A 19095-nucleotide genomic window follows, 5' to 3' on the forward strand; every position below is an offset into this window, starting at 1 on the left:
GCATTGAGGGGCTCAACAGCCCCTCCTAGGGTCGGGGACATGAAGAGCGAGAACGCCCGGCGCATCGTGCTGGGAGACGTAGAGGTCATCCGGATCACCGAGTGGGCAGGACCGTTCGCCCCGGCCCGCGACCTCGTCCCGCAGTCCGGCACGGACATCTGGAGGGACAACGAGGACTGGCTGGCCCCGGACCACTGGCAACCGGACCAGGACCTGGCGGTGGTGGCTCTGCAGACCTGGGTCCTGCGCAGCGCCGGCCGCACCGTCCTCGTCGACACCGGAGTCGGCAACGGGCGCGAACGTCCCGGCTCGCCGCGCTTCCACCACTGGCAGGGCGACTTCCTCGAACGCCTGGCCCGGGCCGGAATCCGCCCGCAGGACGTCGACACCGTCGTCAACACCCACATCCACGGCGACCACGTCGGCTGGAACACGCGCGACGTCAACGGGGAGTGGGCGCCGACCTTCCCCAACGCCGAGTACCTCATCCCGGCGGCCGACGACTTCCACTTCGGACCCGGCAACGCGTACGGGAAGGGCCTGCGCCACGACGACCGGCTGATCTACGAGGACAGCGTCGCGCCCGTCCACCGCTCCGGCCAGGCCGTCCTCTGGGACGGCGCGCACCGCATCGACGAACACCTCACCCTGGAGTCCGCACCCGGCCACACCCCTGGCTCCAGCGTCCTGCGCCTCGCCTCCGGCGACGACCGGGCGGTCTTCGTCGGCGACCTCCTGCACAGCCCCGTACAGATCCTGCGCCCCACCTGCAACAGCTGCTTCTGCCTGGACCCGGACCAGGCGGTGACCAGCCGCCGCCGGATCCTCGAACGGGCGGCGGACACGCACGAGTTGGTGGTCCCGGCCCACTTCGGCGGTCCGGGCGTGGTGGAGGTCCGCCGGGACGGGGACGCCTTCGCCCTCACCCGCCCCGGCCGGTGGTGAGCCGACGTGAGCCCGCGACCTCCGGGTCCACCGGCGGGAAGAGACCGTGATCCGACGGCGTCGCCCCGAGCGGACCCGCCCGCCCCGCACCCCCTGGGACCCGCCCGGCCCGCACCCCCCTGGGCCGGGCCCCCCGGCAACCGCCCACGACCCGCTGCACGGCGCGTCGCACATCTCGTTCGGACTCGCCGTCCCCTGCTTCTCGCGCAGGCCCGCAGCCCAGGCTGCGCCAGCCACCGGGGTGACGCTGAGACCGACCCAGCGAGGGCCTGCCCGGCCGCGTACGCTCGCCCTTGTGCCCCGCTCTTCGAAGAAGCCCCGCCGGCTCGTCGCCGACGGGCGTACCTACATGTGGACGGTCCGTCACGGTCACTGCGTGCTGGAAAACGGCGGCTGCCGCAAGACCCTCACCCTGCGCTCTCACCCGTCGGGCACGGGCGGCCTGCTGCGCTTCGTCTTCGACGAGGGCCCCGGACGGTACGTCGCGGGTTTCACCACGGGGTCGGGGGAGGTGGGGGCGGTCGGCGTCGGTGCCCTGAATCTGCATGAGCCCGGCACCGTACGGTTCTTGCTCGACACGGCCCTGGCCCGCGGGTGGGAACCGGGGGAGAGGCGGGAAGCGAAGGTCGACGGTTGGACCTTCCTCGAGGCGGCGGTTGCCGTACGGGGCTGAAGCCGCGCCGTTGCCACTTCGCGGCCCGCCGGGGGACCACGCTCGCGGCTGAGGGCGTCGCCATATTCTCGGGCCATGCCCGAGACATCCGTAACGCACTTCTACGACGAACTGGCCGACGGCTACCATCTGATCTACCCGGACTGGGACGCGAGCATCCGTCGGCAGGGGGACGCTCTCGACACCCTGATCGGCCAGGATCGCGCGGCGGTACTCGACTGTTCTTGCGGCATCGGCACGCAGGCCATCGGCCTGGCGCTGCACGGGCACCGCGTCACCGGGACCGACCTCAGCCCGCGCGCCGCCGCCCGCGCTGCCCGTGAGGCCGCCCGCCGGAGCCTGAGCCTGCACACGGCCGCCGCCGACATGCGGCACCTCCCGTTTCCCGATGGCCGGTTCGATGCCGTCGTCTGCGCCGACAACTCGCTGCCTCACCTGCTGACAGAACAGGAGGTGCACGCCGCCCTCGCCGAGGTGCGCCGCGTGTTGCGTCCCGGTGGCCTGCTGCTGGTCAGCACACGCCCCTACGACGATCTGCTGCGCGACCGCCCCGCTTCGACGCCTCCACAAGTCCACCGGAACGCCGACTGCGCCGCTGACGACGGAGAACGGACAGTCACCTTCCAGATCTGGCACTGGCACGACGACGGCGAGCACTACGACTTGGAGCACTTCCAACTTCTTCCGACGGGCCGAGAATGGCGCGTCGAGGTCCGCCGGACCACCTACTGGGCACTCCGCCAGGACCGGCTGACCGCCCTCGCAGCCGAGGCCGGGTTCGTCGACCCCGGCTGGCGGATGCCGCAGGAGACGGGCTTCTTCCAGCCGCTGCTCGTCGCCCGCTCCGGCGAGTAGGTGATTCACCGGGACTGCCGCCCGTCCCCAGCCACCCGGCCGGCTACGGGACTCAGCGCACGGCTGGTATCCCGGAACGGCCGTGCCGGGACATCAGCGGTTCCTTGTACGGTCCCGCGGCGCAGACGAACGCAGACGAACACGACGCAAGCCCCGCCAGTTGGACCGGAGGGGCTTCCAAGGCGTCAGGCCATCAGCAGCAGCCGCGTGCTCGGTACCAGTTTCCGGTTCACGCTGGTGCTCTGCACGAAGATCGTGAAGTCGGCGTTGTGGTCCGGCTTGACCCGGACTTCCGTGCTCGGCAGGCCGAGCAGGGCCCGGGCCGCCGGACCCGTGTAGACCTGGTCCGTCTTCTTCTCCAGTACCGCGATCTGCTTCCGCCCCTGGATCTTTTCCGACTTGCTCAGCTGGTAGAACGCACCACCGGTTCGATAACTGTGCCCGCACTCGATGACCCACTCCCGGATCGCCGTTTCGCGAGCCACCGGAATCAGCCGGTACTGCGAAGGATCGACCGGGGTGAGACCGGCTGCCTCGATGGTGTCTTTGTTGACCGCCTCTGCACCCGTGGAGAACACTGCCCGCGATCCCCGGATGCCCTTGGTCCGGCCCACCATGAAATTCTCGGTGGCCTTCAGGATGACCTGCCCGGCTTCCTCCAGACCCTGTGTGCTCGTGGCGTCCCAGATGGCGATGTTGTCCTTCGGGAAGCCGCACTGCATGGCCTCGCGCTTGCCCATCTGGTCCGGCACAAGGACGGCCAGCGTCCAGTTGTCCTGCTGCGTCTCGATCATCGTGGCCACGGCCTGCACGAGTTCACGGGGGTCCCTGGTGGGGGCATCCGGGCTGCGGTGACTCGCGTTCTCCTGCCCGTCCGTCAGTACGAACGTCAGGAAGCTGTGGTCGCCGTAAAGCTGAGCCGTCTGCGCCAGCTCCCGCTGCGACTTCAGCGTGGCCGCCAGCAGAGCCGTCATTCCACCGGCCCGGTACAGCTGCTGCAGGGACGGCATTCGCAGCACGTCCTTGTCGTAGATGACGCATTCCACCTTGTCCGCGAAGACGTACACCGTGACACGGGTTTCCTGGTCCAGTTCCTGCGACCGACGGGCCAGATATGCAATCTGCTGGTCGGCGACTTCGACGACCTTACGGCTCAGGTGAGACATGGACGAACTGGCGTCCAATACGAGAGCCACGTGATTGATGTAGTTCTGGTTCCCGGACATGACGTCTCCCCACGTTTTCCCGATGCGATGCTCTGATCTTCCCACCCACCACTGACAATCGATCTTGAACCGGCGCCCACGTCCGGCGCCGCCCCCGGGGGCCGCGCCGGGGCCGGGTTGGGAGGCCGTTCCTCCTCACCTCCCCCGACGACGCGCTCGCCCTCAGCCGCCACGACGCAGATGTACTCGTCATGTCCGCAGATGAGCGTGATGCGACAGCGATCCGCAGACACCACGCGCGAAGGCACCCGAATTCTTCCGACGGCCAGCCGTCAGGGCGACGGGGGGAGAGACCCACGTCACAACGCGTCCACGTCACAACTCACCGGCCCGCGGTGTCAAAGGGGTGTAAACGTCAGACACGGCAATGGAGCGCATCATGGAAGCACGCCTCAATCCCTTCACTAATCCCGTACTGGGCAAGGTTCTCAAGCACGTCGTGGCCGCCGGCAAGGCCCTCGAAGGGTCGACCCTGCCGGCCGCCACCCAGGAGCTGGTGAAGCTTCGCGCGAGCCAGATCAACGGCTGCGGCTTCTGCACCGACATGCACTTCAAGGACGCCGTACAGGCCGGCGAGTCCGCGGAGCGCCTCAACCTGGTCGCGGCCTGGCGCGAGGCCACGGTGTTCACCGACGCCGAGCGCGCCGCGCTGGAGCTGGCAGAGGAAGCCACCCGCATCGCGGATGCAGCCGGCGGCGTCCCGGACGCGGTGTGGGCGAACGCCGCCAAGTACTACGACGAGGACCAGCTCGGCGCCCTGGTAGGCGTCATCACCGTCATCAACGCCTTCAACCGCGCGAACGTCATGCTCCAGACCCCGGCCGGCGAGTACCGGCCCGGCCAGTTCGCGTAACCACACGTAGGTCTGCGGCGAACGGGTCCCCCGGGACCCGTTCGACAGACCACCCCCACGGCCGTCGCCCCCTGACTGCCCTCGTCAGATCGAACGGCACACTGCCCGGCATGGCGACCTGCAACAGCATCGGCCGGACCTGCGCCCACACCCGGCGGTCCGACCCCCGCCTCACCGCCAGGATCCATCAATCCCTCGGCGACGCCGCCACCGTGATCAACGTGGGAGCCGGCTCCGGCTCGCCGACCCGGGCCGTGCGGCGCGACGGCCGCGCCCGGAGGAGCGGTGCTCGGTCGGCCTCGGCTGCTGCGGCCCGGGTCTGATTGCCGTTGACGGGTGGGGCGTTCGGGGCGGGGAGCGGGGTCACGGGGATGCGGGACACGGGGGTGCGGGAGCGGAAAAATGTCACTGTCGGTGAGGAGATGGGGCGGACAGGATGAGATCAGTCAAGGGGAAACGCCCCGGGACACGAACTCACCGGAGATGACATGGACTTCTCGCAGAACACCGACGCTCCCGCCAAGACCGGTCTGAGCCTCTCCCGCAAGGCCGCACTGGGTGTGGCGGCGGCCGCGGTCGTCAGCGGGGCGCTCTTCGCGCCGAGCGCCTTCGCCGCCGACGCCGCGCCGTCCGGCAGCGCCGTTGTGGCCGGGTGCGCGGAGTGCTACCCCGACGTCATCTGATCCCGCCGACCGACCGTCTGCTGCTGGGGCCCGCCCACCGTATGGGCGGCGGGCCCCGCAGCCGGGCCAGAGCAAGGAGAGTGAGCCGTGGACTGGCTCGAACGCTGTGTGACCGACGCGGACCGCTTCCTGCGCACGCAGTGGCGTCGAGGGCCCGCCCTGCTGCGGCCGGCCGATCCGCCGACCGAGGTTCTCGGGCTCGCGGCTCTGGACGAGCTGCTGGATTCGGGCACCTTGAGGGTGCCGTACGCCGGGCTCTTCACCATGGCGGGCGCGGTGCCTGAGGCGGCCTACTGTCCGCCCCGGGTGGTGGCCGGCCGGTACCTGGAGGGGTGGCTCGACGCGGAGCGGGTGCGTGCCCTGATCCGGGATGAGCAGGCCACCTTGCAGCTGCGCTACGTCAACCACTGGTATCCGCCGGTGCGGGAGCTCACCGCGGGACTGGCACGGGAGCTCGACCGGCTCGTCGAAGCATTCCTCTTCTATTCGCAACCCGGGCGCTTCGGTGCGGTGCACCGCGACGACGGCGACATCCTGGTGCTCCAGCTGAGTGGTGCCAAGCACTGGAAGGTCTACGGGGGTCCGGCGGACGGGCACTGGCAGCCCGTGCGGGAGGACGACCCGGGTGAGGTGTTGCTGGACACCGTCGTACGGCCCGGCGAGGTGTTGTACGTGCCCAACGGGTACGCCCATACCGCCCAGGCCACGGCGGACGGACCCTCGCTGCACCTGACGATCGTGCTGCGCGAGGCCGGGGCCGACCACCTGCGGGCGGAGCTGCGGTCCTTCCTCGCCGAGGGCCTCGCCCTGCCCGCCCGTCCCCTCGGCGACGAGGACCTGACGGCGACGGCCGCCGCCCTGCTGGCCCACGTACGCGACCGGCTCGACGCCGCCGATGCCCCTTCCCTCGTGCACAGCGCCCGCCTGCACGCCTACAGCAGCCGCCCCACGGCCTGAGCGAGAGTGAGACGACGATGGACTGGCTGACCCGATGCGTGGGCGACGAGCAGGAGTTCTTCGCCGCGTACTGGCGCCGCGCACCGGCCGTGCTGCGTCCCGAGTGCCCCCCGGTGGACGTGATCGGCACCGCCGAGCCGGATGCTCTTCTGGATGCGGGACTGCTCAAGGTTCCGTACATCGGGCTGGTCCATGCGGACAGCCACGTGCCCGTCGAGCGGTTCTGCACCCCGCGGGTGGTGCTCGGTGAGCTCGTCGAGGGCTACGCGGACGGCGACCTCGTACGGCGCCTGGTCGACGAGGAGCGGGCCACCCTGCTCCTGCGGTACGTCGACCAGTGGCACCAGGGCGTGCGGGCGCTGACCGCGGGACTGGGCGAGCAACTCGGCCGCCAGGTGGAGGCGTTCTTCTTCCGCACCCCGGCAGGCACCCAGGGCCGCCCCCTGCACCGCGACGACGCCGACGTCCTCGCGATCCAGATCAGCGGCGAGAAGCGCTGGCACATTTACGCCGGACCGCGCGACGGCAACTGGGAGCCGGCCCGGGAGGACGGCGACCCGGGTGACGTACTCCTGGAGACCGTGCTGCGGCCGGGCGAGGTGCTGTACGTACCGCGGGGGTTCGCGCACCGCGCCGATGCCGTGGGGGACGCGCCGTCCGTGCACCTGTCGCTGACCGTGCGCGAGGCGGGCACCGCGAACCTGTACGCCCTGTTGCAGGCGATCCTCGCCGACGGGGCGCCCATCCCGGGGCGACCGCTGGACGACCGGGAGCTGACCGAGGCCGCCGCGACGCTGATCGAGCACCAGCGCCGCGCGGTGGACGCCCTGACTCCCCGGACGCTGGTCGCTCTCGCCCGTGACGCCATGCGTGGTGTGTGACGTCTCCTCGTACCCCTACCTGTAGATGGATGCGGACAGCCCCCGATGCCTCGTGCTCGGGGGCTGTCCGCCTGCCGTCCGGTGATCTCTTCTGCCTATCCTGGCCCGGGCATCCAATGCGCCGGCGGCCGGCACGACCTGCCGGGCCGGCGGCGAAGGGGCAAGGTGTGGCAGTGCAGGGGGAATCGGGACCGTTCGACGCGGCTGGGGGGCTGGGGGAGACCGACCTGGCCGTGTACGGCTGGGTGCTGGAGCAGCGGACGGGCGGGGCGGAGGCCGTTGCCGAGGGTGTCGGGATCACCGCCGGGGAGGCCGGGGCGAGCCTGGAGCGGCTGCGGCGGGCCCGGCTGCTGCACGCGCAGACCGGTCCCGGCGGGTCGCAGGCGGTGTTCGCGGTGGCGCCCGAGACGGCCCTGGCGCAGCTCGCCGCGCCCGTGGAGGCGCGGATTCGGGAGCAACAGGCCGGGCTCGCCGGGATGCGCGAGGACCTCGGCCCGTTCCTCGCCCGCTACCACCAGCGTCAGGCGCGCGGCGAGGGGTTGGAGCTCCTGGAAAACGTGCAGGACGTCCGCAACACCCTCAACCAGGCCTCGGACCGCTGCCGCAGGGAGGTCCTGACCAGCCAGCCCGGGGGCGGGGCGCGGGTCCCGGAGGCGATGCAGGAGGCACTGGTGCGGGACCGGGCGATGCTGGAACGCGGGATCCGGCTGCGTACGCTCTACCACCACACGGCCCGCTTCAACGGGCCCAGCCAGGCGTACGTGGCCGCCGCGTCGGCGCTGGGCGGCCAGTACCGCACCGCGCACGAGCTGTTCGGCCGGCTCATCGTGTTCGACCGCGAGGTGGCTTTCATCCCGGTCAGGGACGACAGCTGGGGTGCCGTCGTCATACGGGAGCCGTCCACGGTCGCCTACCTCTGTGAGATCTTCGAGCAGACCTGGGACCGGGCCACGCCGTTCGCCGACGCCGCCGACCAGGGGCTCGAAGAGGTCTCCCGGGAGATCCACGAGACGATCGTCCGGCTGCTCGCGGCCGGGCTCAAGGACGAGTCCATCGCCCGGCGGCTCGGGATGTCGCTGCGTACGGCACGCCGTCACATCGCCGACATCATGGAGGAGCTGGGCGCCGCCAGCCGCTTCCAGGCGGGTGCCCACGCGGCTGCCCAGGGGCTGCTGGCGGCAGGCGGCGGCTCCGAGGGGCAGCCGCCGTCCGGAGCGCACACGGGCTGAGGATCGCCGTCGGCTGCTCGTATGGCCGTCGCGTGTTCTCGGGAGCGGACTTTCGCGGCTGGTCGGGGGGTGCCAGGTGCCCGATGCTGGTCGTACGGCCCGGGCAGGACGTCTGACGGGCGGCGTTTCGAACGAGGTACGGAGGGCGGGGCATGGACGGCGGCGGGACCATGGCGCCCTGGGCGGCGGCGGAGCGCGCGGTCCATCTCACGGAGCTGGTGCTGTTCCTGTCGGTCCATCTGGACCGGGCGCCGGGCGTGCTGTGGCCCGAGTACGAGCATCCGGCCCTGGGCGCTCCGGAGTGGTCGCAGGTGCTCGACGGGCTGGCCCTCGAACTCGGCCCAGGTGCGGGCCTGGTGGCCCGGAGCGGCGGGACGGGGAATCCCGCCGCACACCGGGTGGTCCATCAGGTCGAGGGGGCGGGGACGTGGCGCCTGTCCGATGACCGGGACGGCGCGGGCGCGGACGGCTTCCAGTGCCGGTTGCGCTCGGGGGAGGTGCTGTACATCCCGGCCCGTTGGTCCTGGTCGGTGGAGCTGACGCCCGGGGGACAGTACGTGCTCACCGATCTGGCGCCGGTCCAGCTTTCGCAGCGGGGATCAGCCGCCCCAGGAGGTGTCGCACGGGTCCACCCGGCTGTCGCCGCCCACCTCGAAGTCCGTCCCGGTGAGGGACGTGCCGGTCGACTGGAGCACGATGCCGCCGCAGTCGATGTCATCGGCGTACGCGGGGGAAGCGGGCTGGAAGGCCAGCAGGGCGGCGGTGGCGACGGCGGTGAGGAGCAGGGCGAGGCGCTTCGGCATGGTTTCCCCAGGGACATGACGGGGCCCGCCCGCTGAGCGGGCCCGGTGCGGTGTGCAGTGCGGGTGCGGTGCGTGGACAACACTGGCGCAGCCCGGTGGCGTACGTGCGGGAGCGGGCCCTTCACCAACGTGCGTGACCGCAAAATGAAGGGTGCTCAGATTGTCGTAAATGCCAGCAGAGCCGGGCAAGCTGAAGGGTCTGGTGGGGCTCAGGAGACGTAACCGCGCTGGAGGGCGAGGACCACGAGCTGGGTGCGGTTGGCCGTGCCGGTCTTGTCGCGCAGTCGGCGCAGGTGCGTGTCGACGGTGTGCGGGCTGATGCCCAGCCTCCGGCCGATGCCGCAGTACGTCTCACCACCCGCGAGCAGGGCCAGGACCTGGCGCTCTCGGGGGGTCAGGGTGGGCTCGCAGACGGCGGCCTTCAGGGTGTCCGGCATGTGGCTGGCTCCTCCTCGTCGACGGGGCCCCGGAGGCGAGCCGTCGGGCCCGTCCGGGACACCTCTCACCCTGGGGCAGGCCGGGGGTGCGCGGCGACGGGGGAACACCTCAGCAAACTGCGTGGCAGCAAAGCGAGGAGTCGACAAACCGGACAGGAGCGAACAGCTGCTCCAGCACGGGCGACGGCCCGGTCGCTTCCCTTTCGGAGGACGTCCGGAGGCCGGGACGCAAGAGGTGGCTTCTCCTTCGGCATGAAGCCCACGCCCAGCGTGAACACGGCGCGTGAACGGGCGCCGTCAGCAGGCCGCCATGCCGGACCCGCCGTCCGGGCCGGACACCGGTCGCAGGCCGCGCAGGAAAGAAGGGCACGGCCCACCAACTTCCGAGACGACCCTGCACACCACGTTCCACACCCTCATGGACCGAGCCCGCCGTGCGCATGGCCACCGTCGATGCGAAGGAGCGCCCGAAAGCGATCACCGCGCTCGTCCGGTGGCGGGTGCGCAGGCGGTACGGCTCGGCCGGGCCCCTTGTGCATGTACGGGCTGGGGGGAGCAGGATGCCTCGGGGCCCGCAGCGATCAGTGGGCGGCTCGGGAAACCGGCCGACCACATGGCCAGGGGCACCTACTCCTTGGTCGCCCCCGGCCTGCTCAGCTCCGAGTCCGGCCCGACCGGGTCCCGGTAGCACTCCGCCCCGGCTCAAGGAGCCGTCTGCCGGTTCACCGTTGATACTGCAGCGCGTCGGCACCTGCGGCGATGACTTCGGCGAGCCGGTTGGCGAACGCCGCGTTGCATCCTCCGAGCCGGACGAAACCGTGGCCGGCCACCGGCCCGTCGTTGCACAGGGAGGGAAGGGTCATGCCGGCGAGCGCGAGCGCCGCCTGGAGATTGGTGACGGCTTCTTCGCCGTCCTGGTAGGCGGCGTCCTGGCGCCGCTTGTACCGGATCCGCTCGGCGTGGGTCAATTCGTACGCCATGCTTCTTGCCTTTCGTGGTAGACGTGGGAGATGAGGCGCCGGAGCGCGTCGGGGATTCGCTCGGTCGCCCCTGGGCGCGCGGCTCCCATGGGCGCCGCGGCGCTGATCACTTGGCCGGCAGGTTCGCCGCAAATGCCGACGGGGCATGGCCATGCCGAACGACGCGTGCTCGGACGTGCCGCGGCAACCGGATGCCCGGGGTGCGGGGTACGGCCTGAGCTACAGCCCGCTGAACGCTCCAGACCTGGGCATAGACCGTCGGACTGAGTCTGCGCACGGCCCGTGACTATCGGTTTCGATCTTCGTTTCAAAGGTGCAGGCGAGCACCCTTTTGACGCGTGGGAAGGACCGGGTTGTCCAGGAAGTCAGCGGCCGTCACCGCCTCCGACCTTCGCGGTCGCCGCGTACGGGACGCTCGACCCTCCGACGTCGTGGTCCGGCATCCAGCGTCAACACCTCATCTCGCCGGCACCGAGACTGCCGGCCGGTCAGACTCCACTGACGGTACGGACTTGAGCGCCCGGCCCTCCCGCGCCAGCTCACCGACTCTTGCCGGGCAGACGAATGAAGAACGCCGCGGTTGCCCCCCAGCCGCCGGCACGACACCGATCGTCGTTCCGAAGCCCGAGCCGAGAGCCGTAGCTCCGGCCTGCGTAAGAGACACCGCCGCACGCTTACGACCGTCATGCGCCGTACTCGAATCTGCGACCGCTGGACGGAGAGCGGTCAGCCCTTCTGTCTGTCATCGAGTAGCCGGGCCGGACACCGTCCGGGCTGCGCCGGGCCGTGGCCGGCTGCCCAGCCCCGAGCGCGGAGGCGGGCGGGTTCCGGTGCCGTGGAGCGGCTTGGCGGGGCGGCCGCGTGAGTGTGATCTGGCGGACCAGCTGCTGGAAGCAGGCCAACGCCGCGACGGCGGGAAGCGCGGACGACGTCGCGCCGGCGAGCGTTCTGGGTGCCTGGGCTACGCACAGAAGCGTCGCCAGGGTGGAGAACAGCAGAACGATCGACCAGGAATGAAGCGCGCGGCGCTGGTGCAGCGCGGACCTGAGGATGGACAGGGAGGCGACCATCCAAGGTCCGTAGATCAGCAGGGGCCACCAGCTCACCACTTCTCGGGCCGTGTGGAGTCCGGCGCTGTGTCGCAGGGCGTCGCAGATGACCAGCCCACTGAGGATGCTCACCAGGGCCGCGATGACGGCGACCAGCACGGCGGTGAACAGGCTGCCCGTTTGCAGCAGGGTCGTCACCGGCGTCCTCGACACGCTCCGGCGGTGCCCGCTGGAGGCTTGTTTGGGCGGCCGCTCGGCAGGGGTCTGCTTCAGCCCTGCGACGAGGCCGATGGCGCTGACCGGGTCACCGGTGTCGTCGTAGCCGACGTGGGTGAACGCCTCCGGCGGACCGGGTGCGGGGCCCTCCTGGAGCAGGCTCGCGAGCTCTTCCACCGGATCCCACGACCGATGCTCCTCACCGGACCCTCCGAGCGGTTCCACGGGGTCTGGCCGGCGCCAGAACACGGTGGTGTCCGGCTGGGGCTGGGGGCCGTGGATGTCCGCGTATCCGTACGGCTCATACACGGGAACTGCCGCCCGAGCGCTCGTCGACAGACGTCGGGGACGGTGCGGTGCTCCCCGACCTCAGGTCGAACTCGACCTGGATCATCCTCATCGTACGGAGGAAGTCCTCAAAGACCGAGGACGAGTAACTCAGATCGATTTCCAGGCTCTCGTCTACCAGCGTTGCGTTCCTGACCTCGCCACAGCCGGTTGATCCTGGAGTGAAAGTCCACTTTCCGACCCGGGTGGCCCCGGTGCGAAAACCATCTCCCCGTCCGTCTTCTTCTGGAGTCCTGCGGAAGAAGAAGGGGGGCTTTGCTGTTGTCATATTCCATAAACGCTGTCGATGTTGGTCAGGGTATGCGCCATCCGGGTGATGGTGGCGGATGAATAAACGTTGACCCTTCCTCTTGTCGGTTCTGCAAACACAACAAGAGAGCGTCAGCAACTCCTGCCGCGGCGCCGAACCGCAGCTCAGGGAGACGATGGGCGTCGGGCCGATGCAGGCCACGACGGCTCTGCTGCGCGCCGCGCGCCGTCTGACGGCGCCCCCGCATGACCGGATACGTGCACATGTAGCCGACTCTCCATATTTTCATCCCCGTCATGCCGCTTCTCAGACGGCCATACCGCCCCACATGAGCACGCTGATCCTCGCGCTCGGGCCCCTCCCCGTTGACTGATCATCAGTAAAAAGACTGAGACGCCAAGGCTGCGGATTGCTGCGCATGGCTGCAATCAGAGGGGAGAGCGCAACTCTGCATATGCCTCTGCGTTATGCCGGAGGATCGACGGGGCCACGGTCGTGTGTGCCCCCTTGAGCATCCGCCTTCGAAAGGACCAGCTGTGGGACACCTCCTCCTGTGGATCGTGCTGATCTCCGCCGTACTGGGCACAGGTTGCACTGCGTTGACCTCATCAGGGACTGGCCGGCTGTGGTACGTGGACACTCTTGAACTGAGGCGCCAGCAACGCTTCAAGCACGTCCTGGCCTGCCATGTAGACGCCATCCGACTGTCTCGCCGGCAAGCCGAGGCACCGGTGGAGAACCCCGTTGGCATCTCGGCCTGCACAGGTGCGGAGCCGCTCCAGGTCGTCCACGAGCCGTGCTGGCCACCCTTCACCCGAGACCTCTACGACAGTGCCCCCTCACGCCTCCGGCCGACTCCGCTCCCCGAATGAGCACCTCCGACGCCCCGCCCCCGGGCTCCGCGGCAAGACGGGTGATGCCGGTGCCGGAGTAACGAAGGCCCAGGCTCGCGATGCCGCCCCGATGCTACTGCCATATAGCGATGCGCCGATGATCTAGGCCGGAATCCCGCAATTCTTCACACCGGTAGTTCGCGCACCCGACCGAAAGGGTGGCCGATATCGCTGAATCCCTTAAAAACCCCGGCAATCCATACATCACCGGTCATGCAAAAACCCCGGCAATCTGCACATTGCCGGATCTCGCCGCTATAGCCCCCGCCCTGAATCGGCTGGCGGTCTGTGTAATTCCCGTTCGACGCACCTACGTGCTAAGCGTTGGTGGAATTGGCAAGCAGTGCCACAATCAAAAAAAATATCATCTACTCATTTCTGTTTGGTCGACCAAGGAGTAACTCGTTTCGTGAAGGGACACGAGCATGGCCCTGGTGACCTATCCGATTCCGACTCATGGTCGACTGCCCGGCGCCGTGTCCGGCCGGCGGCAGCACGGGTGGCGAGCAAGGCGCGGGCGGCGCTGCTGCGGGTGACACGCCGCCTCGCTGAAGCAGGCATGGCCGGCGCGATCACTCCGCCCGGGAAGAAGGGGGGATCGATACGGGTACTCCAGGACGAATACAGGGCGGGCTTCCCCCTGCCCTTGCCTCACCAAGCGAGCGCCGCGAGCGACCCCCACGGATGTCCGTGGTGCCTTTCCCTCGGAACCCCCGACACCCTCGACCACCCCGAGCACTGAACGGACCACGATGCGCTGGTTTGTCACCAATGACGCTCCGTCAGGAGGCTGATTTCCGCTGGTGGTGTGTGATGGGCGTCGTGTATGTGCACTGGGTGTGCGTCATCGGTTTTCACTGGTGCTGGGCTGGGGTGCGGCGGTCTTGGCGTGTCGTTCGGTCGGTGAAGGCCGTTGTCGTTTGGTGGGTGGGGTGTCTGTCGCCCCTGTGGGTGGGTGTGGCGGAACGCTGGGTGGGGGCGTGTCGTGTCTGGCTACGCTCGGTGGATGCCGTCGTTTGCGGGTGATCCGGGTCATGAGCGTCTTGTCGCTGTCTTGGTGCCGTTGTTGCCTCGTTCGTGTCCGCCGGGCGGGGGTGGCTTCGGCGGTCGTACGAGCTCCGCCTCGGGGTTGAAGAGGCGGAGGAGTTGGGCGGGGTCGATCTGATTCGTTCGGTGCTGCGGAAGTTCGGCCGGTCGTTGGGGTGGTCGAGGCTGCAGACGTTCGGTGGTTCCTTCCCGCAGGTTGCGGTGGCGGGTGTGGTGGACCGGCGGGAGATTCCCGAGGAGTTCGCCGCAGCTGTCTCCCGAGGAGTTCGCCGCAGCTGTCGAGGATTATCAGTTGGCGCGGGGGAGGGCCTCGGCGGAGGTGATCGGGCGGCGGTACGGCACCGATGCCCTGCTGCTCCATGTCTGCGCGAGGGCATGAAGGTGCCGAGCCGGGGGCCGCGTTCGTGCAGTGGCGGTGCGGGGGACAGCGGGTCAGATGCCCGCTACCACGGCGCTCAGGGGTCTCGCGCTCGCTGACACGAAGGCGGTGCCCGGCCTTGCTGTACCGACACGGGGTGGCGTTTGGCCTTGTCGGGCGCTGCTACGAAACCGGTACTCTGCACCCCACGGACGACGGTTCAGGAACCGTGGGTGATGGACACCTGCGCCGATCCGGTGGCGGGGCCGGAAGTGCCGCCCGCCGGGACGAGGTTCGACCCGCCTCCGCCGCCGCCGGGCCCGGCGGTGCCGTCGGCGTTGACCAGGAAGCAGCCGCCGCCTCCGCCTCCGCCGTGCCAGCCGCCGCCACCACCGCCCCCGCCGAATCCGCCACCGCCAGTGCCGCCGGTACCGGGCGTGCCGTCGGTGCCGGCCCTGAAGCCTTCGGGGCAGGCGGCTCCGCCCTTGCCGCCGAGGGTCTGGGTTCCGCCGCCACCCCCGCCGCCGCTGTCCGGTCGCTCGCCGCCGGGCTTCCCGGTGTCGCCCGCGTCTCCGCCGGTGGCCTCGCTGACGGGGTGTCCGGTGAAGCTGGAGCCGCCTCCGCCGCCCCCGCCGCCGGCGGCGACGATGAGGCGGGGGTCGGTGCCGGGAACACCGGTCAGGGCACAGCTCGCGCGCGCCGAGCTGCAGGTGCGGACGTCACTGGCACCGCCGCCGCTGCCGCCGGGGCGTTGACCGGTGACGGCTCCGCCGCCCGTGTCGACGTTGACGTAGTAGGTGGTTCCGGGCACCACGGTGAGGGTGCCGGTGACGGTGGCGCCGGTCCCGCCCGCTCCACCCTCGATGGCGGACCGTCCCGGCTCGCCGGTGGCGGTGACGGTCAGTCGGGTGACGCCGGCCGGGACGACGAACCGCTGGTTGGCGCCGGCGGTGAAGGTCTTGGTCACGGGCGCCGCTGCGGCGGGCGCCGCGGACACTACCAGGGCCGCCGGCAGCGCCGCGGCGGCGAGCAGGAGCGCGGCCCGTCGGACCGTGCGCCGAGGGCGTTCGGATCGCTGTGGGGTCAAAGTCACGATGGGGACTCCTGGACAGGGCCGTGGCACCCACCCCCCGGGGCGCGCGCGGACGTAGGTCGATGGTCCGGCCCCTGCGCGGGACCGTCCGCCGCGGACCGTCCGGGCCGGAGCGGTCAGGCGTCACGCTCTCCCTCAGTCTCCCCGTTTCCCGGTCCGCCCGCCTCCCGGCGTCCCGGTCCGTCCCGGCGTCCCGGATCCCGCAAGGACGGAGCGGGGACGCTCCAAGGACGCCCGACCGGCAGAGGTCGGCAGATCTCGGCCTGACAGAGAGGACAGCGATGGGTAGGACGCTCGCGGAGAAGGTCTGGGACGATCACCTCGTCCGGGGCGTGGAGGGGGAGCCAGATCTTCTGTACGTCGATCCGCACCTGCTGCACGAGGTGACCAGCCCGCAGGCTTTTGAGGGTCTGCGTGCTGGCCTCCGCAGGAGGTGGTGGTGCGTCGGTTGTTGGCGATGGATCAGGGGCCGGGGTCGGTGTCGTCGCTGTATGTGCGGGTGATGGCGGAGGCTGCCGGTGTGACGGTTCGGACGGTGTGGCGGTGGCTGGCGGAGCCGCGTGAGGGTCGTCTGGAGCCTGTGGTGCGGCCGACGTCTACAGCGCCAGTGGCTCCGTCGAGCAGGGACGTCAGCTGGAGGGCGAGGACCTCGGGGTCGGCCGGGCCAGCCTCCTGCCGTTAACTATTCCCGCGGACCAAACCCACGCCCTAGACTGCGACCGCTCCAGGGACTTGGCGATCATCGTGAGGGCGTGCGAGATGAAACGGGCACTGATCAGCGCATTCGCGGCCGTGGCGTTAGTCGTGTCCGGGGGGAGTGTCGCCACCGCTTCCGACGGTGCTCCGCCGCGCACGACGCACGGCCCTTGCCAGTACACACAGACCCCGGACGAGCCGTCGGCGCGCTCTGTTCCGCTGCCGCCCGACCCGCGGCGCACCCCCAGTCGTGGCACGGTTGATATGGCTGTTCCGTCTAGCCAGGGCCCGCTCCCGCTGCACTTGGACCGGGCCAAGGCGCCGTGCACGGTCCAGAGTTTCCTGCACCTGGCACGGCATGGGTTCTACGACCGTACGGTGTGCCACCGTCTGACGGCGTACCCGACGCTGAAGGTCCTGCAGTGCGGCGACCCGACCGGTACCGGTGAGGGCGGGCCCGGGTACAAGTACAAGGACGAGCTGCCGGTGGACCTGCCGCCGGCACCGACCGATCCGACCGGCGCGCGCCGCCTCTATGGGCGCGGCCTGCTGGCGATGGCCAACGCCGGTCCGGACACGAATGGTTCACAGTTCTTCGTCGTTTACGGCGACTCCGCGCTGCGACCGAACTACACGGTGTTCGGCACGGTCGGCGCCGACGGCCTGACGACACTCGACAAAGTCGCCGCCGGAGGCATCGAGGCGACCGCGGAGGACCCGGCACCGGTCGACGGCACACCCGTGCTGCGGACCGAACTGCTCCGCGTCCGGCCGTCCTGCCAGCATTGACGCACCGCGGCGTGGCCACGTGCTCGATGAGCGTGCCTGGAGCCTGTGGCCGCGCCAGGCGGACTACGCCGGCCGGGTGAAGCTCTGGGTGCGGAAGCGGAGGGCTCCGGACCTTGTGCCCCGGACTACGCGAAGCGCCCAAGCGCAACCAGTGGACTCCATACGGTGCTGCCCATGGACATCGCACCCATTGCGACATCGTGGGTGGTTGTCCAGCAAGCCGCAGCCGGTGTCCTTCCGGGCGGTGTTCGGTTTTGGGCTGGTCAGGCCAGCGAGGGGCGGCTCGCGGGGACGGTCTGGTGCGGTGTCGGTGGTGTCACCCGGATGAGTTGAGCTGGACAGCGAGACGCGGTGTCGCATGAGACACGGCAACGGCGTGGATCCGCCTGCTCACATCCGCAAGCACTGCGCAGTTTCACTGATCGCCGACATGTCGTGGGGCAGTGAATCTGCGTAGTCGTCACGCTTGTGACCTGGAGCTGTGCAGGTTGAGTGAGCGGGTTGGTGGCTGGGTTGGCTCACTGATTCTGCGCAGAGCGCAGGGTCGTCGAGCCGTCTGACCTGCGGAGTTGTTTGCTTTGGGGCCTGGTTGTCCAGGTTGGTTGAGTACTGCGCAGTTTCACTGGTCGTTGGTATGTGGTGCGTGTCCAGGGCGGTGTGGCTGGCCTGGCCGTGCACTGCCGTGCCTTCCGCGACGGCCGCCGCGGAGCGAGTTCTACCTCTGCTACGCGCACTGGTACTACGACTCGGGTGGCAAGGCCGTCATCAAGGTACACAGCCCCGCATCCCGCCTCAGCACTTTCAGCTGCGACAGCGAGTCCCAGACGATCGCGTGGGGCAAGAACGTCGGGAAGTGGATCGGCATCACCTCCATCTTCGACTCGACGAGCTGGAGGGGGAGTGGCACTCGGCCCCGACAACGCCTCCCTCGGCTGCTACGGGTATGCCGAGGCGTTGGGGAAGGGCACCGGCCGCAGCTCAAGGTCGCGTACGTGAAGTGAAATGTGGTTGATCGCCAGCAGCCGCCGGGAGCAACGGCCCACGCCCGCGAGCCCCGGCCGGCCGCGGGTTCGCGGCCGGAACTACTTCTTGTTCGTAGTTTTGTCGGCCAGGTCTTCCTGGAAGGGCTTCTCGCACGCGGGCCCGGTGTCGTTGGCGATGAAGCTGATCCAGTCCGTCCCGTCCACCCGGCCCTGGGGGCGGTGCCACGCCATGATGGTCCAGCCGCTTGTCCATCGCCATGGTGACCGACTGCTTTTCGTCGGCTCTCCCTCTCTCCTTCCAGCCCCCCTTGACCAGCGTGGCGACCGTGGCATCGTAGGACTTCCTCGAGTCGGCGAATTTTACGCCGTCCGCCTGCCACCTGACCGTGCAGGACTTGAGGCCCGGCGGGACGTCGTCCGCGGGCTGCCTCGCGGTGAACCCGGCCGTTGTGGCGGCGGCGTCTATTTCCTTCCTCACCGCCTCGACGTTCAGGCTGCCGCCCGAACCCGCCTTCGCCGTGGCGGAGCCACCGGCCGACGGTGCGTCACCGCCATGTACCTGAGCCGAATCGCCTTCACTGCCGCACCCCGCGATCAACAGCACCGCACCGGCGGCCGCGGCCGCCCACCTCACCTTGCGCACGACGACGTATCCCCCTTCACGTCCGTGCCTGGCGTGGCACGGGCCGCGGGCGTGTTAGTACTGCAACGGTTTTTGCTGTGATGGTTTGTTGGCTTCTGGTGGTGTGTGGCCGCGTCGTTTGTAGTGGCTGGTGCGGGCTTGGTGTTGTCGTCTGCGGCGCCAGTGTGACCAGTGCAGGACGTGGTCGATGCTCGGGCGGGGCCGGGTG

16 protein-coding genes are annotated in these 19095 nt (G+C 69.8%); 11 read left to right on the plus strand and 5 right to left on the minus strand.

Annotated features, from left to right (window positions below; all coding sequences use genetic code 11):
- The first annotated feature begins 39 nt into the window (after positions 1-39).
- The 3 genes from AB0D48_RS33130 to AB0D48_RS33140 all read left to right on the plus strand — a co-directional run bounded on the left by AB0D48_RS33130 (position 40) and on the right by AB0D48_RS33140 (position 2473).
- Positions 40-945, plus strand: coding sequence for an MBL fold metallo-hydrolase (locus tag AB0D48_RS33130; RefSeq protein WP_362405515.1), 906 nt, complete (start codon positions 40-42; stop codon positions 943-945).
- Positions 946-1240: 295 nt separating this feature from the next.
- A complete protein-coding gene (locus tag AB0D48_RS33135) occupies positions 1241-1618 on the plus strand; it encodes a hypothetical protein (RefSeq protein ID WP_362405518.1) in 378 nt (125 codons plus the stop codon).
- Positions 1619-1693: 75 nt separating this feature from the next.
- Positions 1694-2473 carry a class I SAM-dependent methyltransferase gene (locus AB0D48_RS33140; RefSeq protein ID WP_362405521.1) on the plus strand — a complete coding sequence of 260 codons (780 nt, stop codon included), beginning with the start codon at positions 1694-1696 and terminating at the stop codon, positions 2471-2473.
- A gap of 185 nt (positions 2474-2658) precedes the next feature.
- Here the strand turns inward: AB0D48_RS33140 and AB0D48_RS33145 are convergent, their stop codons facing one another.
- A complete protein-coding gene (locus AB0D48_RS33145) occupies positions 2659-3699 on the minus strand; it encodes a vWA domain-containing protein (protein WP_362405524.1) in 1041 nt (346 codons plus the stop codon).
- 379 nt (positions 3700-4078) lie between these two features.
- On the opposite strand from AB0D48_RS33145, the gene AB0D48_RS33150 reads away from it, so the two are divergent.
- The 7 genes from AB0D48_RS33150 to AB0D48_RS33180 all read left to right on the plus strand — a co-directional run bounded on the left by AB0D48_RS33150 (position 4079) and on the right by AB0D48_RS33180 (position 9141).
- On the plus strand, positions 4079-4552 hold the full coding sequence (locus AB0D48_RS33150; protein ID WP_362405527.1) for a carboxymuconolactone decarboxylase family protein: 474 nt from the start codon (positions 4079-4081) through the stop codon (positions 4550-4552).
- Positions 4553-4662: 110 nt separating this feature from the next.
- The gene (locus AB0D48_RS33155; protein ID WP_362405529.1) at positions 4663-4875 is read left to right on the plus strand and encodes a hypothetical protein; all 213 of its coding nucleotides are present in this window, start codon (positions 4663-4665) and stop codon (positions 4873-4875) included.
- A gap of 165 nt (positions 4876-5040) precedes the next feature.
- A complete protein-coding gene (locus AB0D48_RS33160) occupies positions 5041-5235 on the plus strand; it encodes a hypothetical protein (RefSeq protein ID WP_362405532.1) in 195 nt (64 codons plus the stop codon).
- 87 nt (positions 5236-5322) lie between these two features.
- Positions 5323-6192, plus strand: a complete 870-nt coding sequence (locus tag AB0D48_RS33165) for a cupin domain-containing protein (protein WP_362405535.1) — start codon at positions 5323-5325, stop codon at positions 6190-6192.
- A 17-nt stretch (positions 6193-6209) separates the two neighbouring features.
- Positions 6210-7073, plus strand: coding sequence for a cupin domain-containing protein (locus AB0D48_RS33170; protein ID WP_362405539.1), 864 nt, complete (start codon positions 6210-6212; stop codon positions 7071-7073).
- 167 nt (positions 7074-7240) lie between these two features.
- Positions 7241-8302: a helix-turn-helix transcriptional regulator gene (locus tag AB0D48_RS33175; RefSeq protein WP_362405543.1), complete on the plus strand. Its 1062-nt coding sequence runs from the start codon at positions 7241-7243 to the stop codon at positions 8300-8302.
- 152 nt (positions 8303-8454) lie between these two features.
- A complete protein-coding gene (locus tag AB0D48_RS33180; RefSeq protein ID WP_362405546.1) occupies positions 8455-9141 on the plus strand; it encodes a hypothetical protein in 687 nt (228 codons plus the stop codon).
- Between the two features lie 173 nt (positions 9142-9314).
- Here the strand turns inward: AB0D48_RS33180 and AB0D48_RS33185 are convergent, their stop codons facing one another.
- The 4 genes from AB0D48_RS33185 to AB0D48_RS33200 all read right to left on the minus strand — a co-directional run bounded on the left by AB0D48_RS33185 (position 9315) and on the right by AB0D48_RS33200 (position 15776).
- Entirely contained in the window at positions 9315-9542 is a 228-nt protein-coding gene (locus AB0D48_RS33185) for a helix-turn-helix transcriptional regulator (protein WP_362405549.1), read from the minus strand.
- 722 nt (positions 9543-10264) lie between these two features.
- Positions 10265-10522, minus strand: coding sequence for a hypothetical protein (locus AB0D48_RS33190; protein WP_362405552.1), 258 nt, complete (start codon positions 10520-10522; stop codon positions 10265-10267).
- Positions 10523-11205: 683 nt separating this feature from the next.
- Complete coding sequence (locus AB0D48_RS33195; protein ID WP_362405554.1) at positions 11206-12096, minus strand: hypothetical protein; 891 nt, start codon at positions 12094-12096, stop codon at positions 11206-11208.
- Between the two features lie 2807 nt (positions 12097-14903).
- Complete coding sequence (locus AB0D48_RS33200; protein WP_362405557.1) at positions 14904-15776, minus strand: hypothetical protein; 873 nt, start codon at positions 15774-15776, stop codon at positions 14904-14906.
- Between the two features lie 759 nt (positions 15777-16535).
- Between AB0D48_RS33200 and AB0D48_RS33205 the strand changes: the two genes are divergently transcribed.
- Positions 16536-17261, plus strand: coding sequence for a peptidylprolyl isomerase (locus tag AB0D48_RS33205; protein ID WP_362405560.1), 726 nt, complete (start codon positions 16536-16538; stop codon positions 17259-17261).
- Positions 17262-19095: the final 1834 nt, after the last annotated feature.

This window comes from Streptomyces sp. NPDC048269 (genome assembly GCF_040652395.1).
In the GTDB taxonomy this organism is placed as follows: domain Bacteria; phylum Actinomycetota; class Actinomycetes; order Streptomycetales; family Streptomycetaceae; genus Streptomyces.